General features: G+C 71.4%; 18 protein-coding genes. 4 read left to right on the top strand and 14 right to left on the bottom strand.

The annotated features are described in order from the left end of the window. Positions 1-16 precede the first annotated feature (16 nt). The 3 genes from H1D24_RS37170 to H1D24_RS37160 all read right to left on the bottom strand — a co-directional run bounded on the left by H1D24_RS37170 (position 17) and on the right by H1D24_RS37160 (position 1,870). Positions 17-880 carry a fumarylacetoacetate hydrolase family protein gene (locus H1D24_RS37170; protein WP_181662153.1) on the bottom strand — a complete coding sequence of 288 codons (864 nt, stop codon included), beginning with the start codon at positions 878-880 and terminating at the stop codon, positions 17-19. 157 nt (positions 881-1,037) lie between these two features. Beyond that, positions 1,038-1,433: a nuclear transport factor 2 family protein gene (locus H1D24_RS37165; protein ID WP_181662152.1), complete on the bottom strand. Its 396-nt coding sequence runs from the start codon at positions 1,431-1,433 to the stop codon at positions 1,038-1,040. Beyond that, positions 1,418-1,870, bottom strand: coding sequence for a VOC family protein (locus H1D24_RS37160; RefSeq protein WP_309484585.1), 453 nt, complete (start codon positions 1,868-1,870; stop codon positions 1,418-1,420). The genes H1D24_RS37165 and H1D24_RS37160 overlap by 16 nt, the downstream gene beginning before the upstream one ends. A 188-nt stretch (positions 1,871-2,058) precedes the next feature. Between H1D24_RS37160 and H1D24_RS37155 the strand changes: the two genes are divergently transcribed. Next, positions 2,059-3,093 (top strand): aldo/keto reductase, encoded by a 1,035-nt coding sequence (locus H1D24_RS37155; RefSeq protein ID WP_181662150.1) that lies wholly within the window; start codon positions 2,059-2,061, stop codon positions 3,091-3,093. A gap of 80 nt (positions 3,094-3,173) precedes the next feature. Here the strand turns inward: H1D24_RS37155 and H1D24_RS37150 are convergent, their stop codons facing one another. From H1D24_RS37150 to H1D24_RS37110, 9 genes are all read right to left on the bottom strand, one after another. Further along, on the bottom strand, positions 3,174-4,088 hold the full coding sequence (locus H1D24_RS37150; RefSeq protein ID WP_181662149.1) for an ABC transporter permease: 915 nt from the start codon (positions 4,086-4,088) through the stop codon (positions 3,174-3,176). After that, a complete protein-coding gene (locus H1D24_RS37145; protein ID WP_181662148.1) occupies positions 4,085-5,263 on the bottom strand; it encodes an ABC transporter permease in 1,179 nt (392 codons plus the stop codon). Before H1D24_RS37145 ends, H1D24_RS37150 begins: the two co-directional genes overlap by 4 nt. After that, complete coding sequence (locus tag H1D24_RS37140) at positions 5,260-6,816, bottom strand: ABC transporter ATP-binding protein (RefSeq protein WP_181662147.1); 1,557 nt, start codon at positions 6,814-6,816, stop codon at positions 5,260-5,262. Before H1D24_RS37140 ends, H1D24_RS37145 begins: the two co-directional genes overlap by 4 nt. Positions 6,817-6,850: 34 nt before the next feature. After that, positions 6,851-7,945, bottom strand: a complete 1,095-nt coding sequence (locus tag H1D24_RS37135) for a BMP family ABC transporter substrate-binding protein (RefSeq protein ID WP_181662146.1) — start codon at positions 7,943-7,945, stop codon at positions 6,851-6,853. 102 nt (positions 7,946-8,047) lie between these two features. Next, positions 8,048-8,716 carry a flavin reductase family protein gene (locus H1D24_RS37130; RefSeq protein ID WP_181662145.1) on the bottom strand — a complete coding sequence of 223 codons (669 nt, stop codon included), beginning with the start codon at positions 8,714-8,716 and terminating at the stop codon, positions 8,048-8,050. Beyond that, entirely contained in the window at positions 8,713-10,110 is a 1,398-nt protein-coding gene (locus tag H1D24_RS37125) for an amidohydrolase family protein (protein ID WP_181662144.1), read from the bottom strand. Before H1D24_RS37125 ends, H1D24_RS37130 begins: the two co-directional genes overlap by 4 nt. Then, entirely contained in the window at positions 10,107-11,129 is a 1,023-nt protein-coding gene (locus H1D24_RS37120) for an alcohol dehydrogenase catalytic domain-containing protein (protein WP_181662143.1), read from the bottom strand. Before H1D24_RS37120 ends, H1D24_RS37125 begins: the two co-directional genes overlap by 4 nt. Before the next feature lie 318 nt (positions 11,130-11,447). Further along, positions 11,448-12,647, bottom strand: coding sequence for a PucR family transcriptional regulator (locus H1D24_RS37115; RefSeq protein ID WP_181662142.1), 1,200 nt, complete (start codon positions 12,645-12,647; stop codon positions 11,448-11,450). Between the two features lie 11 nt (positions 12,648-12,658). Next, positions 12,659-14,107: an aldehyde dehydrogenase family protein gene (locus H1D24_RS37110; protein WP_181662141.1), complete on the bottom strand. Its 1,449-nt coding sequence runs from the start codon at positions 14,105-14,107 to the stop codon at positions 12,659-12,661. Between the two features lie 73 nt (positions 14,108-14,180). Here H1D24_RS37110 and H1D24_RS37105 point away from each other — a divergent pair, with 73 nt between their 5' ends. Both H1D24_RS37105 and H1D24_RS37100 read left to right on the top strand, forming a co-directional pair. Continuing rightward, on the top strand, positions 14,181-15,263 hold the full coding sequence (locus H1D24_RS37105; protein WP_309484584.1) for an NAD(P)-dependent alcohol dehydrogenase: 1,083 nt from the start codon (positions 14,181-14,183) through the stop codon (positions 15,261-15,263). A gap of 131 nt (positions 15,264-15,394) precedes the next feature. After that, entirely contained in the window at positions 15,395-17,596 is a 2,202-nt protein-coding gene (locus H1D24_RS37100; protein ID WP_181662140.1) for a cytochrome P450/oxidoreductase, read from the top strand. Positions 17,597-17,750: 154 nt separating this feature from the next. On the opposite strand, the gene H1D24_RS37095 is transcribed toward H1D24_RS37100, so the two are convergent. After that, on the bottom strand, positions 17,751-18,497 hold the full coding sequence (locus H1D24_RS37095) for a sulfite exporter TauE/SafE family protein (RefSeq protein ID WP_181662139.1): 747 nt from the start codon (positions 18,495-18,497) through the stop codon (positions 17,751-17,753). A 139-nt stretch (positions 18,498-18,636) separates the two neighbouring features. On the opposite strand from H1D24_RS37095, the gene H1D24_RS37090 reads away from it, so the two are divergent. After that, positions 18,637-19,779, top strand: coding sequence for an acetamidase/formamidase family protein (locus H1D24_RS37090; RefSeq protein WP_181662138.1), 1,143 nt, complete (start codon positions 18,637-18,639; stop codon positions 19,777-19,779). 354 nt (positions 19,780-20,133) lie between these two features. Here the strand turns inward: H1D24_RS37090 and H1D24_RS37085 are convergent, their stop codons facing one another. Further along, positions 20,134-21,405, bottom strand: coding sequence for a DUF3500 domain-containing protein (locus H1D24_RS37085; protein WP_220137662.1), 1,272 nt, complete (start codon positions 21,403-21,405; stop codon positions 20,134-20,136).

The raw sequence follows: 21,405 nt of genomic DNA, 5'->3' as shown, positions 1-21,405 counted from the left end.
CCAGGGTGAGGGGAGGTCAGCTGACCGGTTCGGTCAGCCGGTGGTCGCGCAGTGCGGCGTCTTCCGCAGGACGTACGACGCGGGTGACAAGGGGCAGTACGCCGTCCACCTCGACCCGTACCTCGTCGCCGTCGGCGAGGAAGCACGCGCGGTCCTGGCCGGTGCCGGCCGGGGTTCCGGTGAGGACGACGTCGCCGGGTTCGAGGGCGGTGAACCACGACAGCCGGCTGAGCAGGTCGGGGACCGGGAAGATCATCCCGGCGCTCGTGTCGTCCTGCACAAGCTCGCCGTTGACCCGGGTCCTTACGCGGATCGCGTCCCGGTCGGGGAGGTCGTCGGGAGTGCAGATCGACGCGCCGAGCGGCGTGAACCCCGGGTAGCTCTTGGCGAGCGCGGGCACCGCCGTGGTGCGCATGACGTCGCGCGCCGTCATGTCGTTGGCCGCGGTGATGCCGGCGATCGCGGGCCAGACCTCCGACTCGGTCGCCTGGTACAGCCGGCGCCCGACGACGACCGCGATCTCCCCTTCGTAGTCGGGTTCGGTCGCGGCCTGCGGGATCACCACCTGCGCGCCGGGGGCCAGAACGGCGGACGACGCGGCCAGGTACAGGATCGGCTGCTCGGGGAGTCCCCGGCCGGCCCGGGCGGCCTTCGACAGGTAGTTGAGCCCGACGCCCCACACCGCGCGGGGACGGGCCAGCGGCGCCACGAGCGTGGCCTCGTCGAGCGGGATCCGCCGGCGCACCGCGCAGGACGCCAGGTACTCCAGCGAGCCGTCCTGTTCGAGGACCGCGCCGACGTGTGGAAAAGCCGTGTCCAACAGGGCGATGGCCCCGTCCTCTATTCGGCCCAGGCCGGCCTGTGTTGTCACCAGTCGCATGACGGCATCTTTCAATGCGAGACGGCGCCCTGTCAAGCAATACGAGATGGCGTCATGCACAGCGATACGCACTCAGGCGGCGGACACACCGGCACCCCGTCCGCACGAGAGGCGGACGGGGTGTCAGGGGTCCGGCTCCGGGCTGCCGACGGGGTCGTCAGGCGAGCTGCCGCTGCACCTCTCCGCTGTCCCAGTAGTCCGTGCGGCGCGTGATGAGGCCGCCTGCGACGGTGAACACGAAGACTCCGCGCACGCGTACGGGGCGGTCGCCCGCCGAGCGCATCCGGAACGTCATGACGTAGGGCACCGCGGCCGACTCGCCGTCGACGAGGATGCACTCGGGCGCGTAGCGCAGGTCCCCGAAGTCCTCGAGGAACCCGGTCAGCGCGGCGCGGTACTCGGCGCGGCCCCTGCGGCTCTGTCCCGTCGACGACGTGTGCTCGTTGACGAAGTCCTCGGCCACGCAGGCGGCCACGGCGTCGGCGTCGTGCGCGTTCAGCGCCGCGAGATAGGCCTCGACGGCGGCGCGGGTGTCCTTCAGGACGAACCCCACTTCGCGCGTACGGAGTCGAACACCCGCTGGTCGTGGGAGATCTCGACGACGTTGCCGTCGGGATCCTTCAGGGCGCAGATGTAGCCGACGGGCTCGGGCATCTGCCGGGGCTCCCAGTGCAGGCAGCCGAGCTCGCGGGCCCGGTCCGCGAGCGCGTCGACGTCCTCCCGCGCCGGCACCTCGATGCCGAGGTGCGCGAACGGGTGCAGCAGGCCCAGCTGGTTGCCCTTGTCCTTGTTGAAGGACACCAGGACGAGCACGAACGGGGTCTCGGCCTGCTGGTCGTTGGAGAGCCAGACGCTCTCGCCGTCGGCGTCCTTGAACCGCTCGACCACGACCAGCGGAGTCAGTGTGGTGTAGAACGCGATCGCCTTGTCGAGATCGCCGGTCGGCAGCGCGACGTGAGTCCAGCGTGCCGATGTGAGACCGGTGGCCACGGTACCTCCATGGTGAGTGGTTCGGATTTCTTTGAGCCTAGGTGCGCACTTACCCGCGGGTCGATGTGCTGCGGACACAACACGCAGGCCAGGGATGCTGGCCCCGCGCGACATCGGTTTGCGGCCTTCCGCCGTGCGAGCCTGCGAGAGGACAGCGACAGGGCGTCGGCTGGGAGACGAGGGCAAGCGTGCACTACCGGATTCTGGGTGGGACGGGCATCGAGGTGAGTCAGCTGTGCCTGGGGTCGATGATGTTCGGCGCCTGGGGCAACACCGACGAGGCGGAGTGCCACCGCATGGTGGCGACGGCGCTGGACGCCGGAGTGAACGTCGTCGACACCGCCGACGTGTACGCCTTCGGCGAGTCGGAGGAGATCATCGGCCGGGCGCTGAAGGGACGGCGCGACGACGTCGTCCTGGTGTCGAAGGTCGCGAGCCGGATGCCCGCCGGTCCACTCGACCGCAACCGGGGCGGCACCTCCCGGCTGTGGATCACACGTGCCGTGGAGGACAGCCTGCGCCGGCTGGAGACGGACCACCTGGACGTGTACCTCGTCCACCGTCCTGATCCCCACACCGACGTCGAGGAGACCCTCGGTGCGCTCAGCGACCTGGTGCGGGCGGGCAAGGTGCGGGCGATCGGCTCGTCGAGCTTCCCGGCCGAGGAGATCGTGGAGGCCCAGTGGGCGGCGCGGCGCGGCGGCCGCGATCGGTTCACCGTGGAGCAGCTGTCGTACTCGATCCTGGCCCGGCACGCGGAGGCCGCGGCCCTGCCCACCGCGCGACGGCACCGTATGGGCGTCATGGTCTGGAGCCCCCTCAACGGCGGCTGGCTGACGGGCAAGTACCGGGCCGGCGCGGAACCGGCGGGAGACTCGCGCGCGCTGAGGAACAGTGATCACTTCGACTTCGCCGACGAGCAGGTGCGCGAGCGCAAGCTCGCCGTGGTCGAGGAACTCGTGCGCCTGGCCGCCGAGGAGGGCTGCACACTCGTCGAGCTGGCACTGCGGTTCGTGCTCGCCCACCCCGGCGTAACCTCGGCCGTGATGGGCGCGCGCACCCACGACCAGCTCCTGTCGCAGCTCACCGCGGTGGACCGGCCGCTGTCGGCCGAGGCGCTTGACCGGATCGACGAACTCGTCGCACCGGGCAGCGTGCTCAACCCGGCCGACGTCGGCTACACGCCGCCGGCGCTGGAGACCGCGGCACTGCGCCGACGATGACGGCGATGTCGCGTACCCACGGCGGATGCCGCCCCCGTGCCTTCGCGGGGCCGGCATCCGCCGTCGCCTGGTCCCGGCCATCAGGTCGACCCGCGCTCGAAGGGCCGTCCGAGCGCGCCGGGTTCGCGGTGCTGGGTGGTGAACAGCAGCATGGCCAGGAGCGCGAGCAGGTACGGGGCCGCGACGAGCAGCTGCGCGTTGAGGGTGACGCCGAGCGCTGGGAGCGCGAGGCGCATCGCGTCGGAGAGGCCGAACACCAGGCAGCCGAGCATGGTCCGGCCGAGCCGCCACGCCCCGAAGATCACCGCGGCGATGACGATGTATCCGCGCCCGGCGGTCATGTTCTGGTTGAACGATCCGACCTCGCCGACCGCGAGGTACGCGCCGCCGAGTCCGGCCAGTGCGCCGCACCACAGCAGAGCCTGCCGGCGCCGCATGTTCACCTTGATGCCCGTGACGTCGGCGGCCTGGGGGTTCTCCCCCACCGCCCGCAGTTCCAGGCCCCAGCGGCTGCGCTCCACCAGCCACCAGGTGAGCGGTATCAGCGCGAGCAGCAGGAAGGCGGGCCAGCGTTCGGAGAACAGCGGCTTGCCGATGAGCGGGATGTCCTGCAGCAGCGGGATCGACAGCATGTGGACCTGGTGCGAGACGAACTCGTTGGTCGTGATCAGGTAGCTCGTCAGCCCGAGCACCAGCGCGTTCAGCACCAGGCCGACGACGAAGGTGTTGATCTGCGCCCGGTGGGAGAAGTTGCCGTGCACAAAGCCGAGAAGGAGGCCCGTGACGACGCCGGCCACGAGACCGACAGTGGCGCTGCCGGTCGCGCTCGCGGTGGCGATCGAGGTGAACGCGGCGCCGAGCATCATTGCCTCGACGGAGATGTTCATCGTGCCGGCGCGCTCGGCGATGTACTCACCGCAGGCGGCGAACGCCAGTGGCACGGTCAGCCGGACACCGCTGGCGAGAATGGTGGTGGTGCTGTCCAGAACGCTCACGCGGCTGCCTTCACCTTGGTCGGGACGACGGACATGTCGGGCGCCGCCTGCGGGGTGGCCCCGCGACGCCTGCTGAAGAGATCGATGAGGACGGGCGGCGCGACGAACGCGAGGACCAGCAGTGCTTTGACGACATCGACGAGGTAGTACGGCACGCCCGTGGCCGAGAGGAAATCGCCGCCCGCACGCAGCACGGCGAACACCAGCGACACCGGGATCGCGACCAGGGGCCGGTTGCGTGCGACGAGCGCGACGAGCAGGCCGTCCCACCCGAAGTTGTCCGAGAGCCCGGCCTGCAGCCGGTTGGTGCCGACCGGGCTGACCAGCAGCAGCCCGCCGGCCAGTCCGGCGAAGGCGCCGGACAGTGCCAGGGTGAAGCCGCCGAGCGCGGCCACCCGGACACCGGTGTGCTTGGCCGTCAGCGGATTCAGTCCCAGCATGCGCACCCGAAAGCCCCACCGGCTGCGGCTGAGGACCAGGGCGACGCCGACCGCGGCGACGAGGGCGATGAACAGGCCCACGTTCAGCTGCACCGACGGGTACTGCCCGAAGCCGGCGAGCCGGGCGTTGGCCGGCAGGGGGTTGGACGCCGCGTCGGCGATGCCCGAGGAGCCCTGCGCGCTCTCCTGCAGCCACGGCGTGCTGACCGCGAACGTGACGAGCTGGATGGCGAGGAACGTCATCAGCAGGGTGCTCACCGGGACGTTGACGCCGCGCAGGCGGAGCATCAGGGCGCTGAGCGCGGCCCAGGCGCCACCGCCGACGGCCGCGGCGATCAGCACCATGACGACCAGCATCGGACCGGGCAGGGCCAGCCGCAGCCCGACCCAGGCTCCGGCCAGGCCGCCGATGAGCACCTGCCCCTCCTGGCCGATGTTGAAGGTGCCGGCCGACGCGCAGATGCACGCACCGACCGCGACCAGCAGCAAAGGCGCCGCGTTGAGCAGCGTCGTCGTCCATCCCGTGGCGTCGGCCAGACTCCCGGTCCATATCGCGGCCGCCGACGCACTCGGCGAGCCACCGGTCAGCAGGAGCAGCAGCGCGGACGCGCCCGCAGCGACGGCGACCAGCACGACGGTGAGGCCCGTCGCGATCCAGCCACCGGGCCCGGGCCGAAGCCGGGCGAGAAAGCGCCGGGCGATTTCGTCCCCACTCGTCAGCGAGGCGGCACTCATGCGGCCTCACCGCCGACCAGCATGCCCAATCGCTCGGGGGTCGCATCCGAGACGGGGAGTGCTCCGGTGATCCGCCCGGACGAGATCACCGCGATCCAGGTTGCAAGGGCCATGACTTCCTCGAGTTCGGTGGAGATGAGCAGCACTCCGACGCCGTCTGCGGCCGCCTGGCGCAACCGGGCGTACATGTCCTCGATGGCGCCGACGTCCAGCCCGTGGGTGGGCTGCGCGGCCACCAGGACGCTGGTGTGACCGGACAGTTCCCGGGCGAGCACGACGCGCTGCTGGTTGCCTCCGGACAGGCTGCGCACCGGCGCGTCGAGTGAGGGGGCGACGATGTTGAACTCGTCCGCGAGGCGACGGGCCTCGGAGTGCATCGCGCGCCGGCGCAGCAGGAACCGGCCGCTGAGCCTGTCGAGCGACTTCATCGTCAGGTTTTCGGTGACGCTCATGTCGAGGACGACGCCGCTTTGGTGGCGGTCCTCCGGCACGATGCCCAGACCGGCCTTCCCGAGCGCGCCGGGCCGACTCATGTCGACCCGGCGCCCGGCGACCTCGACAGTGCCGGCAGTCGGCGCGAGCAGCCCGGCCAGGACCTCGCCGAGCACCGCCTGGCCGCTGCCCTCGACGCCGTAGAGGGCGCAGATCTCGCCCGCGCCCACGGTCAGATCGACTCCTTCGAGAACCTTCACCCCGCCTTTTTCGACGGTGAGTCCAGCCAGGCGCAGGACAGGCGGCTGCCGGTCGTGCGCCCCGCGCTCGGCCGTACGCGTCTTCCGCACCGGCAGCATGCCGAGGGCGGCGGCCTCGTCGTGCAGTGACACGTCCCGGCCCACCATCTGGCGGGCGAGTTCCGGCGCGGTGGTCTCGGCGGTGACCGCCCGGAAGGCGACACTGCCCTTACGCAGGACCGTCACCCGGTCGGTGGCCTGCACGATCTCGGCGAGCTTGTGGCTGATGAGGATGACCGCGCGCCCTTCCTCCTGCACCACGCGGCCGAGCACGGCGAACAGCTCCTGCGACTCGGCCTGGGTCAGCACCGAGGTGGGCTCGTCCAGGATCAGGATCTGCGGGTTGCGCCGCAGGCACTTGACCACCTCGACGCGCTGCCGCTCGCCCGCCGCGAGCGCGTCGACGCGCGCTTCGGGGTCGACCGGCAGCCCGTACCGCGCGGCGACCTCGGCGATCTCGGCGCAGACGGCCTGCTTGTTCACCGCGCCGGTGTCGCCGAGCGCGACGTTCTCCCACACGGTGAGCCCGCTGATGAGGCTGAAGTGCTGGTGCACCATGCCGATGCCCAGCTCGGCCGCTTCCTGCGGGCTGTCCAGCGCGACCTGTTCACCCCGCACCAGTACGGTGCCGGCGTCGCGCCGGATCAGCCCGAGCAGGACCTTCATGAGACTGGACTTGCCTGCCCCGTTCTCGCCCAGGAGACCGTGGATCTCGCCGGCGTCGACGGTGAGGTCCACGGCGTCGCAGGCCGTGACGGACCCGTAGGACTTGGTGATGCCACGCAGCTCGAGGATCCGAGCCGCTGAGGTCGTCGGTGTCATCGCGTGTGAATCTCCTGGGTCGGGGTCGGCAGGGTCAGCCGAGGCGCTTGACCTCGGCCTCCGGGTCGATCTCCTTGCTGCCGATCTTCTTCATGAAGTCCGTCAGCTGCTTGTCCTCGTCGCCCTGGGCCTTGCAGATCTTCACGGTCGGGAAGGGATCGACGCCCAGCTGCCACACGCGCGGCGTGCCCATCTTCAGCTCGTCCTTGGCGAAGTCCTCCAGCGCGGCGCGGAAGTAGTCACCCGGGCTGAAGATCACCGAGATGTCGAACTTCGGGCTGGTCGAGTCGCACCGGTCGGTGCCCGGGGTGAGGGTCAGCACGCCGTTGGCGTTCGCCACCTGCGCCGCGGCGTCGGTCGCGCCCCCGAGGTAGGGGTAGATGACCTTGGCGCCCTGGCTGATCTGGGCCTGGATGGCTTCCTTGGCCTTCGCCGAGTCGTTGAAGTCACCGGTGTAGGTGCTCACCAGGGTGGCCTTGGGGACCACCTCCCGGATTCCGGCCAGGAAGGCCTTGGCTCCGAGGACACTGAAGTCGGCCTTGATGCCGGTGACAAACCCGGCCTTGGTGTAGCCGGCCGCCTTCATCTTCAGGCCCGCGGCGTAGCCGGCGGCGAGCATCGACTGGTTGGGGTTGTCGGAGGACAGCATGATCCGCGGGGTCTGGTCGATGTTCGCCGACGACGGCACGTACCAGGCGGTCTTGGCGCAGAGCGGCTCCTCGGAGGCCGGGATGGCGGCCTTGAGCTCGCTGGCGGCGAGGGCGACCATGTCGACGTGCTGCTGGCACAGCGCGCGGGCGGCGCTGAGCGCGTCGCTCGCGGGCACGCTGCCGCGCTTGATGACCTTCCAGCCCTTTTCCTTGGCGAAGGCGTCCGCCGAGTCGACGAAGCTCTCGTAGTAGCCGTGGTCGTTGATGTCACCGGGGCTGAGGACGCCGATGACGACCTTGCCGTCGCCGTTGACGTCGGGCTCGTTGAGGCCTGAGCCGCCGGTGCCGCTCGCCGCGGGGGTCGTCTTGGCTGCCGTCGCGTCGTTGCTGGCGCAGCCGGAGAGCGCGAGGGCTCCGGTGAGGGCGAGGGCGAGGCCGAGCGGGGCCCGACAACGCCGAAGCGAGCTTCTTGCGGTCATGTGCGTTCCATTCGCTGAGTGGCACCGCCCCGTCAAGGGCGGTGGCAGATCGGGGGGCGGTCGGGGGGTGGCGGGGCGGGGGGTGGCCGTTCGGGGGGTGGGTCAGTTGGCGGACGTGTCGGCCCGGCCGAGCTCGGCGTAGGCGACACGCTCCTGGTGGAAGAGGGACTCCTCACCCGCGGTGACGAACCATGGGAAACCCATCCGCCCGACCGCTCGGACCCGGGTGGGGTCGATGCGGCCCGGGGCGGACATGACCGAGTCGTCGGTGGTGATGCAGACGACCTCGGCGAGCACGATGTGCACGCCCGAGAAGCAGGAAGTGTGGTCGCCGCGGTCGATCACCTCGTGCACCCGGCACTCCAGGTGCGCGGGGCTGTCGGCCAGCGACGGCGTGTCGACGACCTGTGAGGGCACCGACCGCCAGTCGGCGACGTCCATCTCGCTGACGCCGCGGGGGTACTCGCGGGCCACCGCCTCGATGTGCTCGGCGATCTCGGCGGTGGTGACGTTGACGACGAACTCGCCCGTGCGCTCGATGTTGAGCCAGGTGTCCTTCGGCTCCGAAGTCGCCTCCCGCTGGGCGCCGATGGTGACCGCGATGAGCGGCGGTTCGCCGCTGACCGGCATGTAGTAGCTGTACGGCGCGACGTTGACCCCTCCGTCCGGGTCGAGCGTGGTGATCATCGCGATCGGCCGCGGTACCACCAGTTGCGAGAGCAGGCCCTGCTTCTTCGCCGGCGGAAGCCCGGACATGTCGATGACGTTCAACGAGTGGTCTCCTTTGCGAGGTGGCCCACCGGCTCCGTCGGCCAAGTCGGGCGGGGCGCGATGCCTGCGCGCCGCAGCAGGGCGGCGGATCGCTCGGCGGCAGCCGCGGCGACGACCGCGAGGTCGACGCCGGTCGGCCGCCGGTCGCGGACGACCACGCGTCCGCCGACCAGCACGTCACGGACGGTGCGCGACACGTGGCCCCATACGAGCTGGCGGGCAAGGTCGCCCCGGGGCGTCCAGGCGGGGTCGCGGGCGTCGAGCACGACGATGTCGGCCGCCTTGCCCACCTCGAGGGAGCCGATCCGGTCGCCGAGACCGATCGCCCGGGCGCCGTCGATCGTCGCGAGGGCGAACGCCTGCTCGGCGCGGACCGGGTCGGGCAGATCGCGGTCGCGTTCCAGGCCGGCGAACAGGTAGGCGGCCAGGAGGACGTCCGGGGCGTCGCCTGCGTTGTGGGCGTCGCAGCCCAGTGCCACCCGGCCGCCCCGGCGCACCAGTTCGGCGTGGCGCGAGGCGCGGGTATAGCCCTGGGCGAGACGTAGGTAGGCCCCCGGGCAGGCGGCGACCGCGGTACGGGTCTCGAGGATCGCGTCGACCTCCGCGTCGTCGAGCCACACGGCGTGCCCCAGCAGCAGGCGCGGGCCGAGTACTCCCAGCTCACGGAAGTGGACGACCGGTCGGCGGGCACAGCGCAGGGCGTACGCCTCGACATCGGCGGGTCCCGGCGAGATGTGCCAGGTCAGTCCGGTGTCGAGCCGCTCGGCCAGGCTCGCCGCTCCGGCGAAGAGCTCGTCGCTCGCGAGGTCGTGGCCGACGAGCGTCACCCACCCGGTGACCGGCCCTGTGACCGGCAGGGACCGGACGATGTCCTCCTGCCGGGCGAGCACCTCGTCGGCCGGCGCGCCGAATGGCACGCCCTCGGCGTCCCAGCCCCAGCCGCCGACCCGCGCGCGGATGCCCGCGGCGCCCAGCCCCGCTGCGACTCGTTCCGGGTAGGCCACTGTGCCCGGCTCAAGCACCGTGGTGATGCCCCGGGACAGGCACTCGACGGCGGTGATGGTCGCGGCCAGTTCGTCGTCGTCACCGTCGGCGTGGGCGTGCAGCGGGACGATCCAGTCGAATATCGACTCCTGCGAGCCGATGTGGTCCGGGATCATGCTGCGCACGAGGGGGTCGACGGTCGTGTGCTGGTGGGCGTCGATCAGGCCCGGTATAACGACACAGCCCGACGCCTCGATCTCCCGCGCCCCGGGGAAGCGGGCTCGCAGGTCCTCGGCCGTGCCGAGCGCGGCGATCCCGTCCCCTGACACGGCGACCGTCGCACCGGTGAGGACCCGCCGGGCGGAGTCCATGGTGACGACGTCGCCGCCCACGATCAGCAGGTCGGTCATGGCTCGATCACGACCTTGCCGATGGTGTCGCGGCTGGCGAGCACGTCCCAGGCGTCGGCCAGATCCTCGAGGGGGAACCGGGCGGCGGTGGGCAGGTGCAGGCCGTCGGCCAAGCAGGCTGACGTGGCAGCGACGAAGTCGGCCGAGCTGTAGCCGCCGGTGCCCAGCAGTTTCAGGCCACGGTGGAAGACCTCTTGGAGCGAGAACGACACCTGGTCGCCGCTGGTGTTGCCCATCAGCAGCAGACGCCCGCGGATGCCGAGGCAGTCCAGCGAGGTGCGCCAGGTTTCGGTGCCGACGTGGTCCAGGACCAGGTCCGCCCCGGCGCCGCCGGTGAAGACCGACACCGTTTTCACCGCGTCCGGGTCCCCGTTGCGCAGCACCAGGTCCGCGCCGGCCGCGCCGGCCGCGGCCAGCTTCGCGTCACTGCCGGCGAACGCGACGACCGAGGCACCGGCCCGTTTGGCCAGCGCGATGGCCGCCAGGCTGACGGAGCTCGCGCCCGCGTGCACGACGAGGGTCTCACCGGCGGCGAGTGACCCGACGGTGTGCACCGCGTGCCACGCCGTCGCGAAGGCGGTGGGCAGGGTGACGGCCGCGGAGAGCGGGAGGGACTCGGGGACCTGGACGATCGATTCTGCAGACGCAAGTACGTATTCGGCCAACGCTCCGGGGGCGTTGCCGCCGAGGATGCGCGGGTTGACGCAGTACGCGCGATCACCCACCGCGCAGCGCGGGCAACTGCCGCAGCCCTGGGTGGGATCGGCGATGACCCGGTCACCGGGGACGACCGAGCTAACCGCGGACCCGGTCGCCACCACCGTTCCGGCGAAGTCCATGCCCGGCACGTGCGGAAGGCGGAAGCCGGGGATCAGGCCCGGCCCCTTGCGCTGCAGCAGGTCCAGGCGGTTCAGCCCGCAGTAGGCGACCTCGACGACGACGTCGCGCGGTCCGCACGCCGGCTCCGGGACATCCTGCAGGAACACGGCCTCGGGCCCGCCGAAATCGGTCTGCACCATGGCTCGCACCGCGCTGCCTCCTCACCCTGACCGTCTCGCATTGCGAGGCGGTGGAACGTAATGCGAGGTACTCTGCCGCCGCCGACCGGTGCTGTCAACGCTCCTGTGGAACATCTTGGTTTCGTCGGCGTTTCGCCTGCTCGGAAGGCTCACGGCGCAGGCTGGGGCAGGTGAGGGCGGGGGCACGGGCGGGCGCGCGGCGCCGCCCGGCGGCGCGCGCATACCGGTTCAGCGTCCGGCCGATACCGGCTCGGCATCGGCGCGTAAACCGGTGCAGCGTCCGGCCGATACCGGCTCGGCATCGCGGCGTAAACCGGTTCAGCGTCCGGCCGATACCGGCTCGGCATCGCCGCGCAGCCGCTCGTCGTCGGAGGCGAGCAGGTCCAGCGCCGCGAGCGCCAGGTGCAGTTCCGCCGAGGCGGCGGGAAGCAGGGGGTCAGTGCCGAGGAGGTTCTTGATCTGGCGCACCCGGTAGCCCACCGAGTTGCGGTGAAGGTGGAGTTGTTCGGAGACGCTCTGGCGACTGCCTCTCTCGGCCAGCCAGGCACGCAGAGTCGCCATCAGCTCCGGACGCTGCCGGATCGGCCCGAGGCGTGCCTCTGCGTACGCCTCGAGCCGCGGGCGCGGGAGGGGCAGCAGTACCTGCACGACCCCGCAGCGGTCGAAGGTGAGCAGCGGGACACGCTGGGTGCGGGCCAGGCCGAGCAGCCTTTCGGCCTCGGTGAAGGACCGGGCCAGGCCCATGGGTGAGCCGGGATGGGAGCCGCTCGCCGCGACGACGTGGTCAGCGGACTCGTCGCCGGTCATGAGGCGCAGCCGGTTCTGCAGGCGGGCGAGCTCGACCTCGCCCGGCACCACCGTCCAGGCCGTGCGCGCCTCCTGCTGCACCGGGTGCTCCAGCCAGGCGAGGGCGGTGGACCAGGCGCGCAAGCGGGGGCCGCTGTAGTGCAGTACGGCACCGGCCGGCGGTCGCTGCAGATCGATCCGCAGTCCCGCGGCCGCCGCGCACACCGAGGGGCTCACCGTCCCGGACCGCAGCGCGGCGACGATGTCGGCCGGGGTGTGCTGCGGCGAGACCTCGGCAGAGTCGTCCCCTGCGCGCACGGCATCGATGAGCAGCGCGGTGACGGCGGCACCGGCCAGCGCCTGCACGCGCGCATCACCGGGGCCGACGGTCAGCAGCACACCGGCCACCGTCGTCCCCGCACGCACGGGAAGCGCCGTGGCCCGCAGCCCGTCGAGCGTGTCGACCACCGGTCCGGCCACGTCGGCGAGCACGCCGTCCGCCACCGAGGCCGGCACTCCCGCGCCGCCGTCGGTGGTCGCCAGCGGCACGCCCTCGGCGGACAGAAGGCGCACATCCCGGCCGGTAGCCCCGCGAAGCGCGCGGAGCACCTCCGAGCGCGCGGCGCCTGCCAGCACGGCCTCGGTCAGCTCCCGCTCCAGCACGGCAGGCTCGGCGTCCGTCCCCGGTCCTTCCCGGGCCGGTCCGGACCACGCGGCGGCGGTGGTACCCATGGTGTCCAGTCTCAGCGGGCCAGCAGCCGGATGGCCACGCCCTTCTCCTGGGTGTACTCGCGCAGCGCCGTGTACCCGCCGCCCCGGCTGAAACCGCTGTCCTTCTGCATGTTGAACGGGAAGCCGATCACTCCCGCGTCGTGGAACTGGTTGACCGCCACCTGCCCGGAGCGAACGTCCTTCGCCAGCCGAAGCGCCCGGGAGACGTCGTTGGTCCAGATGCAGGCCAGTAGTCCGAAGTCCGTCGCGTTCATCAGCTCGGTCGCCTCGGCGGTGTCGCGGAAGGACTGTACGGCGAGAACCGGGCCGAAGATCTCCTCGCGGGCGACGCGCATGCCCGCGTCCACACGGTCGTACACCGTCGGCCGGACGAACCACCCGTCGCCGGTGGGCGCGCCACCGGCGACCAGCCGTGCCCCCTCGCGAGGTGCGTCTTCGAGGAAGCCGCTGACGCGGGCGAACTGCGCGGCACTGACCAACGGCCCCATGTCCAGGTCGGCTTCCCAGGGCCCGGTCTTGACCGCGGCCATGGCACCGGCGACCCGTTCCACAACCTCGTCGTGCACCGAGGCCTCCACGAGCAGCCGGGAACCGGCATAGCAGTTCTGCCCGGCGTTCTCGGTGATCGAGGCGACGATCGCTGGGATCGCCGTGTCGAGATCGGCGTCGGCGAAGAGCACGTTCGGCGACTTGCCGCCGAGTTCCAGCTTCACCGGGACGAGGTTCTGTGCGGCGGCCGCCATGATCGCCCGCCCGGTGGCGGTGGAGCCGACGAAGCTGATGTGGTCGACGTCCGGGTGCGAGGTGAGCGCGACGCCCGCCTCCGGGCCGAGACCCGCGACGACGTTGATCACCCCCGGCGGGAAGCCGGCGCGGCGGGCGAGTTCGGCGAGTGCGAACGGGGCCAAAGGCGCGATCTCGGACGGCTTGAGGACGACCGTGTTGCCCGCGGCGAGCGCCGGCGCGACGTTCGCGGCGGTGAGCACGGCAGGAACGTTCCACGGGATGACGACGGCGCACACGCCGTACGGCTCGGGAACCGTGTAGCCCAGGTAGTCGGGGCTGCGGGTCGGCAGCGTGACCCCGGTGAGCTTGTCGGCCGCGCCGGCGAAGTAGTCGATGATGCCGTGGGCGATGTAGATGTTCGTCCGGCCCCCGGACAGTGGCTTGCCCACGTCCTGAGCCTCGACGGCCGCGAGCGACTCGACCTCGGCGATGATCAGGTCGGCCCAGCGCCGGATCAGTGCCCCGCGCTCGCTCGGGTTGGTTGCCGCCCAGCCGGGGAAGGCGCGGCGCGCCGCGGCGACCGCGTCGTCGACGTCGGCTCCGCCCGCCCGGGCCACCTTGGTGATCACTTGCTGGGTGGCCGGATCGACGACATCCAATGTGCCGCCGTCACGGGCCGCAACCCACTCGCCGTTAAGGAAATGCTGGGAAGAAGGGAAGTCAACAGCCGCCATAGGGGGAACCTTGACCGACCTTATCGCGCATGTCAATATGCGATCTCGCTATGTGAGTCACTGAGGAGGCCCCGTGCGCGCCACCGCCGCTCTGCTGGAGCAACCCGGACAGCCGTTCGTCCTGACCGAAGTGGACCTGGACGAGCCCCGCCCGGACGAGGTGCTCGTCCGCGTCGCCGCCGTCGGCATCTGCGGTACCGACCTGGAGTTCGCCGGCTTCTTCCCCACGCCCGCGCTGCTCGGGCACGAAGGGTCGGGCATCGTCGAGAAGGCCGGCGCGCACGTCACCTCCGTACGTCCGGGCGACCACGTCGCCATGTCCTTCGCGTCGTGCGGCACGTGCGCGCTGTGCCTCACCGGCTCGCCCGCCTACTGCCGCAGCTTCGACGCGGTGAACTTCTCCGGCCGCCGGCCCGACGGCTCCACCGCGGTGACCCACGAGGGGCGGGAGGTCAATGCCCACTTCCTCGGCCAGTCGTCGTTCGCCAGCCACGTCGTCGCACCGGAGCGGGCGGTCGTCAGGATCGACCCTTCGTTGGACCTGCTGCGGGCCGGCCCCTTCGGCTGCGGCTTCCAGACCGGGGCCGGCGGCGTGCTCAACGTGCTGCAGCCGCGCCCCGGCTCGTCGATCGCGGTCTTCGGGGCAGGGGCTGTCGGCGTGGCCGCCGTCATCGCCGCCTCGCTGAGCGGCTGCGAGGTCGTCGCCGCCGTCGACGTGAACCCGGCCAAGCTGGAGGCGGCCCGCGGCTTCGGAGCCACGCACACCGTCGACTCCTCGGCCGGGGACACCGCCGAGCAGCTGGCCGCCCTGGTCCCCGCGGGCTTCGACTTCGTGATCGACACAACCGGGCGCGAGGACGTCCTGCGCACCGCGGTGGAAGCTCTCCGGCCGCTCGGTCGCGCCGGTGTCATCGGCGTCGGCCCCAGCGAGTCGATGAGCTTCGAGTGGCGCAGCATCCTGAACGGGCGCAGTGTCACCGGCATCATCGGCGGGTCCAGCCTGCCGCAGCTGTTCCTGCCGCAGCTGCTCGAACTCAACGCCAAGGGCCGGTTCCCCGTCGAGAAGATGATCACCTACTTCCCGTTCGAGCAGATCAACGAGGCCGTCGCGGCGGTCCGGTCCGGCTCGGTCAGCAAAGCCGTGCTGACCTTCTGAGCGTCGTCCACGGGCGTTGTCACACACGGCGGCGACACCTTAGGGTGACCGACGCCGCTGAGGCACCAGACATCCGGTGGCGCGGCCGGACAACACCGCGCACAGGTCCGAGCACGTGGAGCGTGCCCACCATGTCCGCCGACATCGACTTCGACCACCACTCCGACGAGGCCAACGCCGATCCGGTCGCCTACTACACGCGCTTCCGTGAGAGCTGTCCGGTAGGCCGCTCCGCCGCCCACGGCGGCTTCACCTACACGACGCGGTACGCCGACGTGGCCCGCATCGCCCGCGACGACGAGACGTTCTCCTCGGCCCGCAGCGAACACGGCGGCCAGGGGGTCGGCATCGTCATCCCCAAAGGACCGGGGCTCGAGCAGTATCCGATCGAGCTCGACCCGCCGCGTTCGACCGAGTACCGGCAGCTGATCAACCCGCTGCTGACCCCGGAGGCGGTCGAGCGACTGGTACCCATGATCGAGCGCCACGCCGCCCGCGTCGTGGACGACTTCATCGAGCACGGCTCCTGCGACTTCGTCCGCGACCTCACCAACCCGCTGCCGGCCGCGGTGACCTTGGACTGGCTCGGTTTCCCCGAGGAGGACTGGGCGAAGCTGGCCGGGCCGATCCACGACATCTTCGCCGCACCGGCCGGCAGCGAGCGGGCCGTGCGCGGGGCCGCCGGACTGGCCTACATGGATCAGCGCATCCGCGAGCTGATCGCCGAGCGCCGCTCCACGCCACGCGCCGACGCAGTCAGCGAGCTGGTGGCCGGCCGGCGTGCCGACGGCAGCGAGTTCGGCGAGGACGAGCTGGTGTCGGTGATCGGCCTGCTCATCGCCGGCGGCGTCGACACCACCACCTCCCTGACCGGCTCGACCCTCGTCCACCTCGCTCGCCACCCCGAGCAGCGGCAGCGGCTGATCGACTCCCCCGATCTGCTGGACACCGCGACCGAGGAGTTCCTCCGCGCGTTCGCCCCGTCGCAGTCGATGGCGCGGACGGTCACCCAGGACGTCGAGGTCGGTGGCTGCCCGATGCACACGGGTGACCGGGTGCTGATCCCGTGGGTCGCCGCGAACCACGACCCCGCCGTGTTCCCCGACCCCGAGCAGGTACGACTGGACCGCGACGCCAGCCGGCACCTCAGCTTCGGGATCGGATCGCATCGGTGCGCCGGCGCGCACCTCGCCCGAGCCATGTTCCGCGCGATGATGACGCAGGTCCTGACCCGGCTGCCCGACTACCGGGTGATCGAGGAGGGGCTCGTTCCCTACCCGACGCGCGGCAACCAGTCCGGCTGGGACGCGGTCCCGGCGGTCTTCACGCCCGGTCCGCAGGCGACCGCGGCGGCAGGCCGGGTCCGTGCGCTGAGCACGCCCACCCCGCTGCGGGTGACCGCGGTGCGCGCCGCGGCCGAGGGCGTCGTCGCCGTCGACCTCGGCCTGCCGGACGGCGGCGAACTCCCCGCGTGGCGGGCCGGCGCGCACGTCGAGCTGCGTCTGCCCTCGGGCAGGCTGCGTCAGTACTCACTGTGCGGTGACCCCGCCGACGCCACGACGTGGCGCATCGGCGTCCTGCGCGAGCCCCAGGGCCGGGGCGGGTCGGTGGAACTCCACGAACTGGCCCGCCAGGGAGCCACGTTCGCGGTACGCGGGCCGCGCAACCACTTCCCGCTCACGCAGGCGCCGTCCTACCTGTTCCTCGCCGGTGGCATCGGTGTCACACCGATCATCGCCATGGTCCGCGAGGCCGCCGGACGCGGCACGCCCTTCACCGTCGTGTACGGCGGGCGCACCCGCTCGACGATGGCCTTCGCCGACGAGCTCGCCGCCGTCGCCGGCGACGCGCTCACCCTGCTCCCGCAGGACGAGGCCGGGCTGCCGGACCTCCCCCGGCTGCTGGGCGGGCTGGACCCGGACACCGCCATCTACGCGTGCGGGCCGGCGCCTATGCTGGCGGCCGTCGAGCGCGAGTGCGCACGTCTGGATCTCACCGACCGGCTGCACCTGGAGCGCTTCGCCGCCGGCGACGACCTCGAGACGGCGTTCGACGCCGCGGAGAACCGGACCTTCGAGGTCCAGCTCGCGCGCACGGGAGTCACGCTCACCGTGCCGGCCGACCGCCGCCTCATCGAGGTCCTGCGCGACGCCGTGAGCGGCCTGTCCTACGACTGCGAGAAGGGGTACTGCGGGGCCTGCGAGACCCGTGTGCTCGCCGGTACGCCGGAGCACCGGGATTCCGTGCTCAGCGAAGAGGAACGCCTTGCCAGGCGTTCGATGATGATCTGCGTCGGCCGCTGTCAGGACGACCGGCTCGTCCTCGACCTCTGAGCCCCGGTTCGGCCGGCGGACCGCGTCCGTCGGCCGGCCTCCTGGCACCCGCCGGCTGCCGCATGGGTCCAACAGCGGGCGCGATGTTGGCCGTTGGACCCGCGCGGTCGGCGCACGGCCCGAGCACCCACCGGCCCTCCCCGCAGCGGCGGGGTCAGCCGAAGGCGCGGATGCCCAGCCAGACGCCGGCCAGCACGCCGAAGCCGACAACGGCGACACGCAGCACCGGCTCGCTCAACCTCCTCGCCAGTCGGCCTCCGAGCACTCCGCCGGCAAGGGACGACGGAGCGACCACGAGCGCGATCGCCCAGTGCACGGGGCCGAGCAACGCGAACACGACGAGCGACACGGTGGCCACGACGAGCTGCAACGTCCCCTTGAGTACGTTGACCTCGGCCAGCGGAGCGGACAGCGTCAGGCCGAGCAGGGCCATCAGGATGACTCCCAGCCCGCCTCCGAAGTAACCGCCGTAGACCGCGCCGGCGAGCATGCCGGCGTAGAGCTTCACGCGGTGGTCACCGTGAGCGGCGCCGAGCAGTTCCCGCAGCCGGGGCTGGAAGGCGAGGAGGGCAGTGGCGCCGAGCACGAGGAACGGCACCGCGACCGAGAAGACCCGCGTCGGGGTGAGCAGCAGCAGCGCGCATCCGGCGGCGGCTCCCACTGCGGACACGACCGCCAGCGACGTCACGGAGGACGGGCGGGAGGACCCCCGCAATGCCGCGACATTGCCCAGGTAGCCCGGCCAGAGCGCCACGGAGTTGGTGACGTTGGCAGCCACCGTACCCAGCCCGCCGGCGACCAGAGTGGGGAAGAGGAGCAGTGACCCACCGCCGGCTATGGAGTTGACGAACCCCCCGACGAAGCCGGCACCGCCCATGAGAACAACGTCGCCGACGTCCATCCAGGTCCCCTCCACGGCAACGAATTACGAGATGCCATGTTGCCATACGAGACAGCGTTACTGCACAGACCCCCACGCGAAACACCACGGCAACGAGACGTTCCTAGCGTCGGGCCATCCCTTCCACGAAAGGTGGGCCATGACAGCGACCGACTCGCCCCTCCTCGACATTGCCGCGACCGGCTTCCCGATCCTCCAGCCCGGCCACGGAGCGATCGCGTCGACGACCTACGTCCCGGCCACGCCCGGGAACACCCTGTGGGGTCGCCTTCCGTGCGAGGCGGACTCACCGTGCGCGGTTGTGCAACCGGGCTCCGTCGTCACGGTCGACACGATCAGCCACGAGGGAGTCCTCGAGGATCAGGGCCGCAACCCGCGTGAGTTCTTCGCCCGTTACGGCGTCAGCGGCGCCCATGTGCTCGACGACGCCCAGCAGATTGCGGACTCCGGCATGCCGCACGACTTCGACGATGACGGGCCGCACCTCGTCACCGGTCCGATCGCTGTCGCCGGCGCCCGCCCTGGCGATCTGCTCGCCGTGACCGTCCTCGGCCTCACACCGAGGGTTCCGTACGGCATGGTCTCCGCCCGGCACGGCTTCGGCGCACTCCCCGGCGAGATGCCGTCGCTGCCCGGTCCCGTGATCACCTTCGCGACCGCACACGCGGATCGCCACGGCGCTTGGGGCCGGATGGCGGTGGACCGGACGGACGCCTCCCGCGGCTCACTGCGCTTCCCCCTGCGGCCGTTCCTCGGCGTGATGGGCGTGGCGGTGCCCGGGAGCGAGCGGCCTCACTCGGTGCCGCCAGGGCGTCACGGCGGCAACATCGACGTCTCCCTGCTCGGCGAGGGCAGCACACTGTTCCTTCCCGTACAGGTCGACGATGCGCTGGTCTACTTCGGGGACCCCCACTTCGCGCAGGGCGACGGCGAGGTCGCCCTCACCGCGTTCGAGGCGTCGTTGCGCGCCACCGTGAAGCTCGAGGTGGTGCCCGGCGGTGCGGCTCTGCGGCCCGGCCACGGCCGCGTCGCCCCGTTCGCCGAGACGGACGACTACCTCGTACCGATCGGGCTGGACGAGGATCTGGACAAGGCGATGCGCGACTGCGTGCGCTGCGCGCTGGACCTGCTCGTGACCGACTACGGCATCGACCGCCATCTGGCGATGGCGTACCTCAGCGCCGCAGGCGACTTCGCGGTCTCCCAGGTCGTCGACGGCGTGAAGGGTATCCACGGAAAGATCCGCAAGTCCGACTTCCGCGAGGTCGACCCGCCGCGCTGACCGGCAGACGCGCCGGTTCGGCGCCGGGGCACGGCCACACCGACGTAGGCGGGCGTGATCAGGTCCAGGAACAGAGCGCTGCGAGATGCACATGGCAGGCGGCCGCGGTCAGGGTCTGGACGCAGGCCGGGTTCACAGATCGCGGTGTCGCCTCGGACTCGCCCCACGTCAGGTCCCCCGATATGCCCCCGCAGACAGTCGCCAGTGCGGTCAACGCGACGGAGCGATAGCAGGAGTCGGCTGTACATCCCCTCGCCCGCACAGCCCTGTAACGAGGCAGCCGTCATGAATCACCGCACCGCGCGCCGCTACCTGTGTCAACGGTTCCGGCAAAGCCGCGAGGCACTTCCGTGGTCAGGCGTTCCGTGTCTGCCAGGCGCGCACGTAAGCGCGGCCGTAGTCGTTGCCGTGGGGAGTGCGCACCACGGTGTGGATGTGGAAAGGCTGCGGTGTGTCGTAGTCGAGGAAGACACCGCAGTGGTGGTCGAGTTCGGCGATGAGCACCGGCGACTGGAGGCGGTAGTAGAAGACGTCACCCGCCTCGTGCCCGCCGATCCAGCTGAACCAGGTCTCGTCGAGGTGGTCGCGGATCTCGCGCATCCGGGCCGTGCGGGGACCGTCGGGCAGCAGGGACACGAACGACTCGGCGATCTCCAGGAGGATCTCCCGGGCCCGCTCGGGCATGTCCGCGGCCCGGACGCCCTCGAGCGGGATCACCCGGTTGTCCTGGAAGGCGCCGGCGAGATGCCGTTCGTCGCCGGGGTGGATGCGGCCGGGCGGCATCTTGGGATCGACCATTCGCCGGTACACGGTCGCGGCGTCACGGAGGTCCGCCGGCAGCGCGGCCATCAGGTCCGTACCGAGCCGGATCCGGTCGGTGAACGCCGATGTGCCCGCATGGGGGCCCTCGTCGATCTCGTTGGGTTCGGCGCCGAGGAAGACGGGGCTGACGACCATGCGCCCCTCGATGACGAGGCAGTTGACGGCGCAGTGGTGGCCGAACAGCTGCCAGCCCCATGGTGCTTCGGGGTCGGGGTCCCCGTAGAGCGCGAAGTTGTAGCTGTACTCGTTCAGGATGGTCGGCAGTCCCACGACCTCGCCGAGAAAGCCGTTGATCAGCATCGTGTCGTGCACCAACTGGAAGCCGTCGGGGCTGAGCGACGCCTCGACCAGTGCAAGGGCCTTCTGCCGGACCTCGGCAGGCTGGAACTCCAGGCGGATGCCGGTGTCGAACTGCAGGAACTCCGGGTTGGCCCAGGTCTGCCACTCGACCGCGTCCACCGGGTGGCTCAGCTTGGCGCGGCCGTCCTCGTCCAGCGCGTCCAGCAGTTCCCGCGCCGCGGCGACCATGTCGGCGACGGGAGCTTCCTCACCGGGGCGGGCGGGCTCCCAGACATGCACCTCGGGCCGGAGTGTGCCGTCCTCGGTCACTCCGCGGAACTCGGCGAGCTGCAGGGGCTTCCAGCCGCGGATGAGCCCGCCGGTGAACGGGGCAGCCTTGGCCGCCTCACGGTACTCGTACGCGTCCAGGCCCCTGATCGAGGCCAGGCGCGGCGACTCCGGCGGGTAGAGGTATGTGCGGTACTCGGCCGGTGGCATGAAGGCTCCCGTGTCCCGTGCGGTCAT

Origin of the sequence: Streptomyces himalayensis subsp. himalayensis (genome assembly GCF_013778455.1) — a bacterium.
GTDB classification, from domain to species: Bacteria; Actinomycetota; Actinomycetes; order Streptomycetales; family Streptomycetaceae; genus Streptomyces; species Streptomyces himalayensis.
This window is presented reverse-complemented; position numbering and strand designations above follow the sequence as displayed.

What these genes read in the sequence shown, in the direction of transcription:
- H1D24_RS37170 (WP_181662153.1), bottom strand. Translation starts at nt 880, where the DNA reads ATGCGACTGGTGACAACACAGGCCGGCCTGGGCCGAATAGAGGACGGG.
- H1D24_RS37145 (WP_181662148.1), bottom strand. Translation starts at nt 5,263, where the DNA reads ATGAGTGCCGCCTCGCTGACGAGTGGGGACGAAATCGCCCGGCGCTTT.
- H1D24_RS37140 (WP_181662147.1), bottom strand. Translation starts at nt 6,816, where the DNA reads ATGACACCGACGACCTCAGCGGCTCGGATCCTCGAGCTGCGTGGCATC.
- H1D24_RS37135 (WP_181662146.1), bottom strand. Translation starts at nt 7,945, where the DNA reads ATGACCGCAAGAAGCTCGCTTCGGCGTTGTCGGGCCCCGCTCGGCCTC.
- H1D24_RS37125 (WP_181662144.1), bottom strand. Translation starts at nt 10,110, where the DNA reads ATGACCGACCTGCTGATCGTGGGCGGCGACGTCGTCACCATGGACTCC.
- H1D24_RS37120 (WP_181662143.1), bottom strand. Translation starts at nt 11,129, where the DNA reads ATGGTGCAGACCGATTTCGGCGGGCCCGAGGCCGTGTTCCTGCAGGAT.
- H1D24_RS37115 (WP_181662142.1), bottom strand. Translation starts at nt 12,647, where the DNA reads ATGGGTACCACCGCCGCCGCGTGGTCCGGACCGGCCCGGGAAGGACCG.
- H1D24_RS37110 (WP_181662141.1), bottom strand. Translation starts at nt 14,107, where the DNA reads ATGGCGGCTGTTGACTTCCCTTCTTCCCAGCATTTCCTTAACGGCGAG.
- H1D24_RS37100 (WP_181662140.1), top strand. Translation starts at nt 15,395, where the DNA reads ATGTCCGCCGACATCGACTTCGACCACCACTCCGACGAGGCCAACGCC.
- H1D24_RS37095 (WP_181662139.1), bottom strand. Translation starts at nt 18,497, where the DNA reads ATGGACGTCGGCGACGTTGTTCTCATGGGCGGTGCCGGCTTCGTCGGG.
- H1D24_RS37090 (WP_181662138.1), top strand. Translation starts at nt 18,637, where the DNA reads ATGACAGCGACCGACTCGCCCCTCCTCGACATTGCCGCGACCGGCTTC.
- H1D24_RS37085 (WP_220137662.1), bottom strand. Translation starts at nt 21,405, where the DNA reads ATGACCGCACGGGACACGGGAGCCTTCATGCCACCGGCCGAGTACCGC.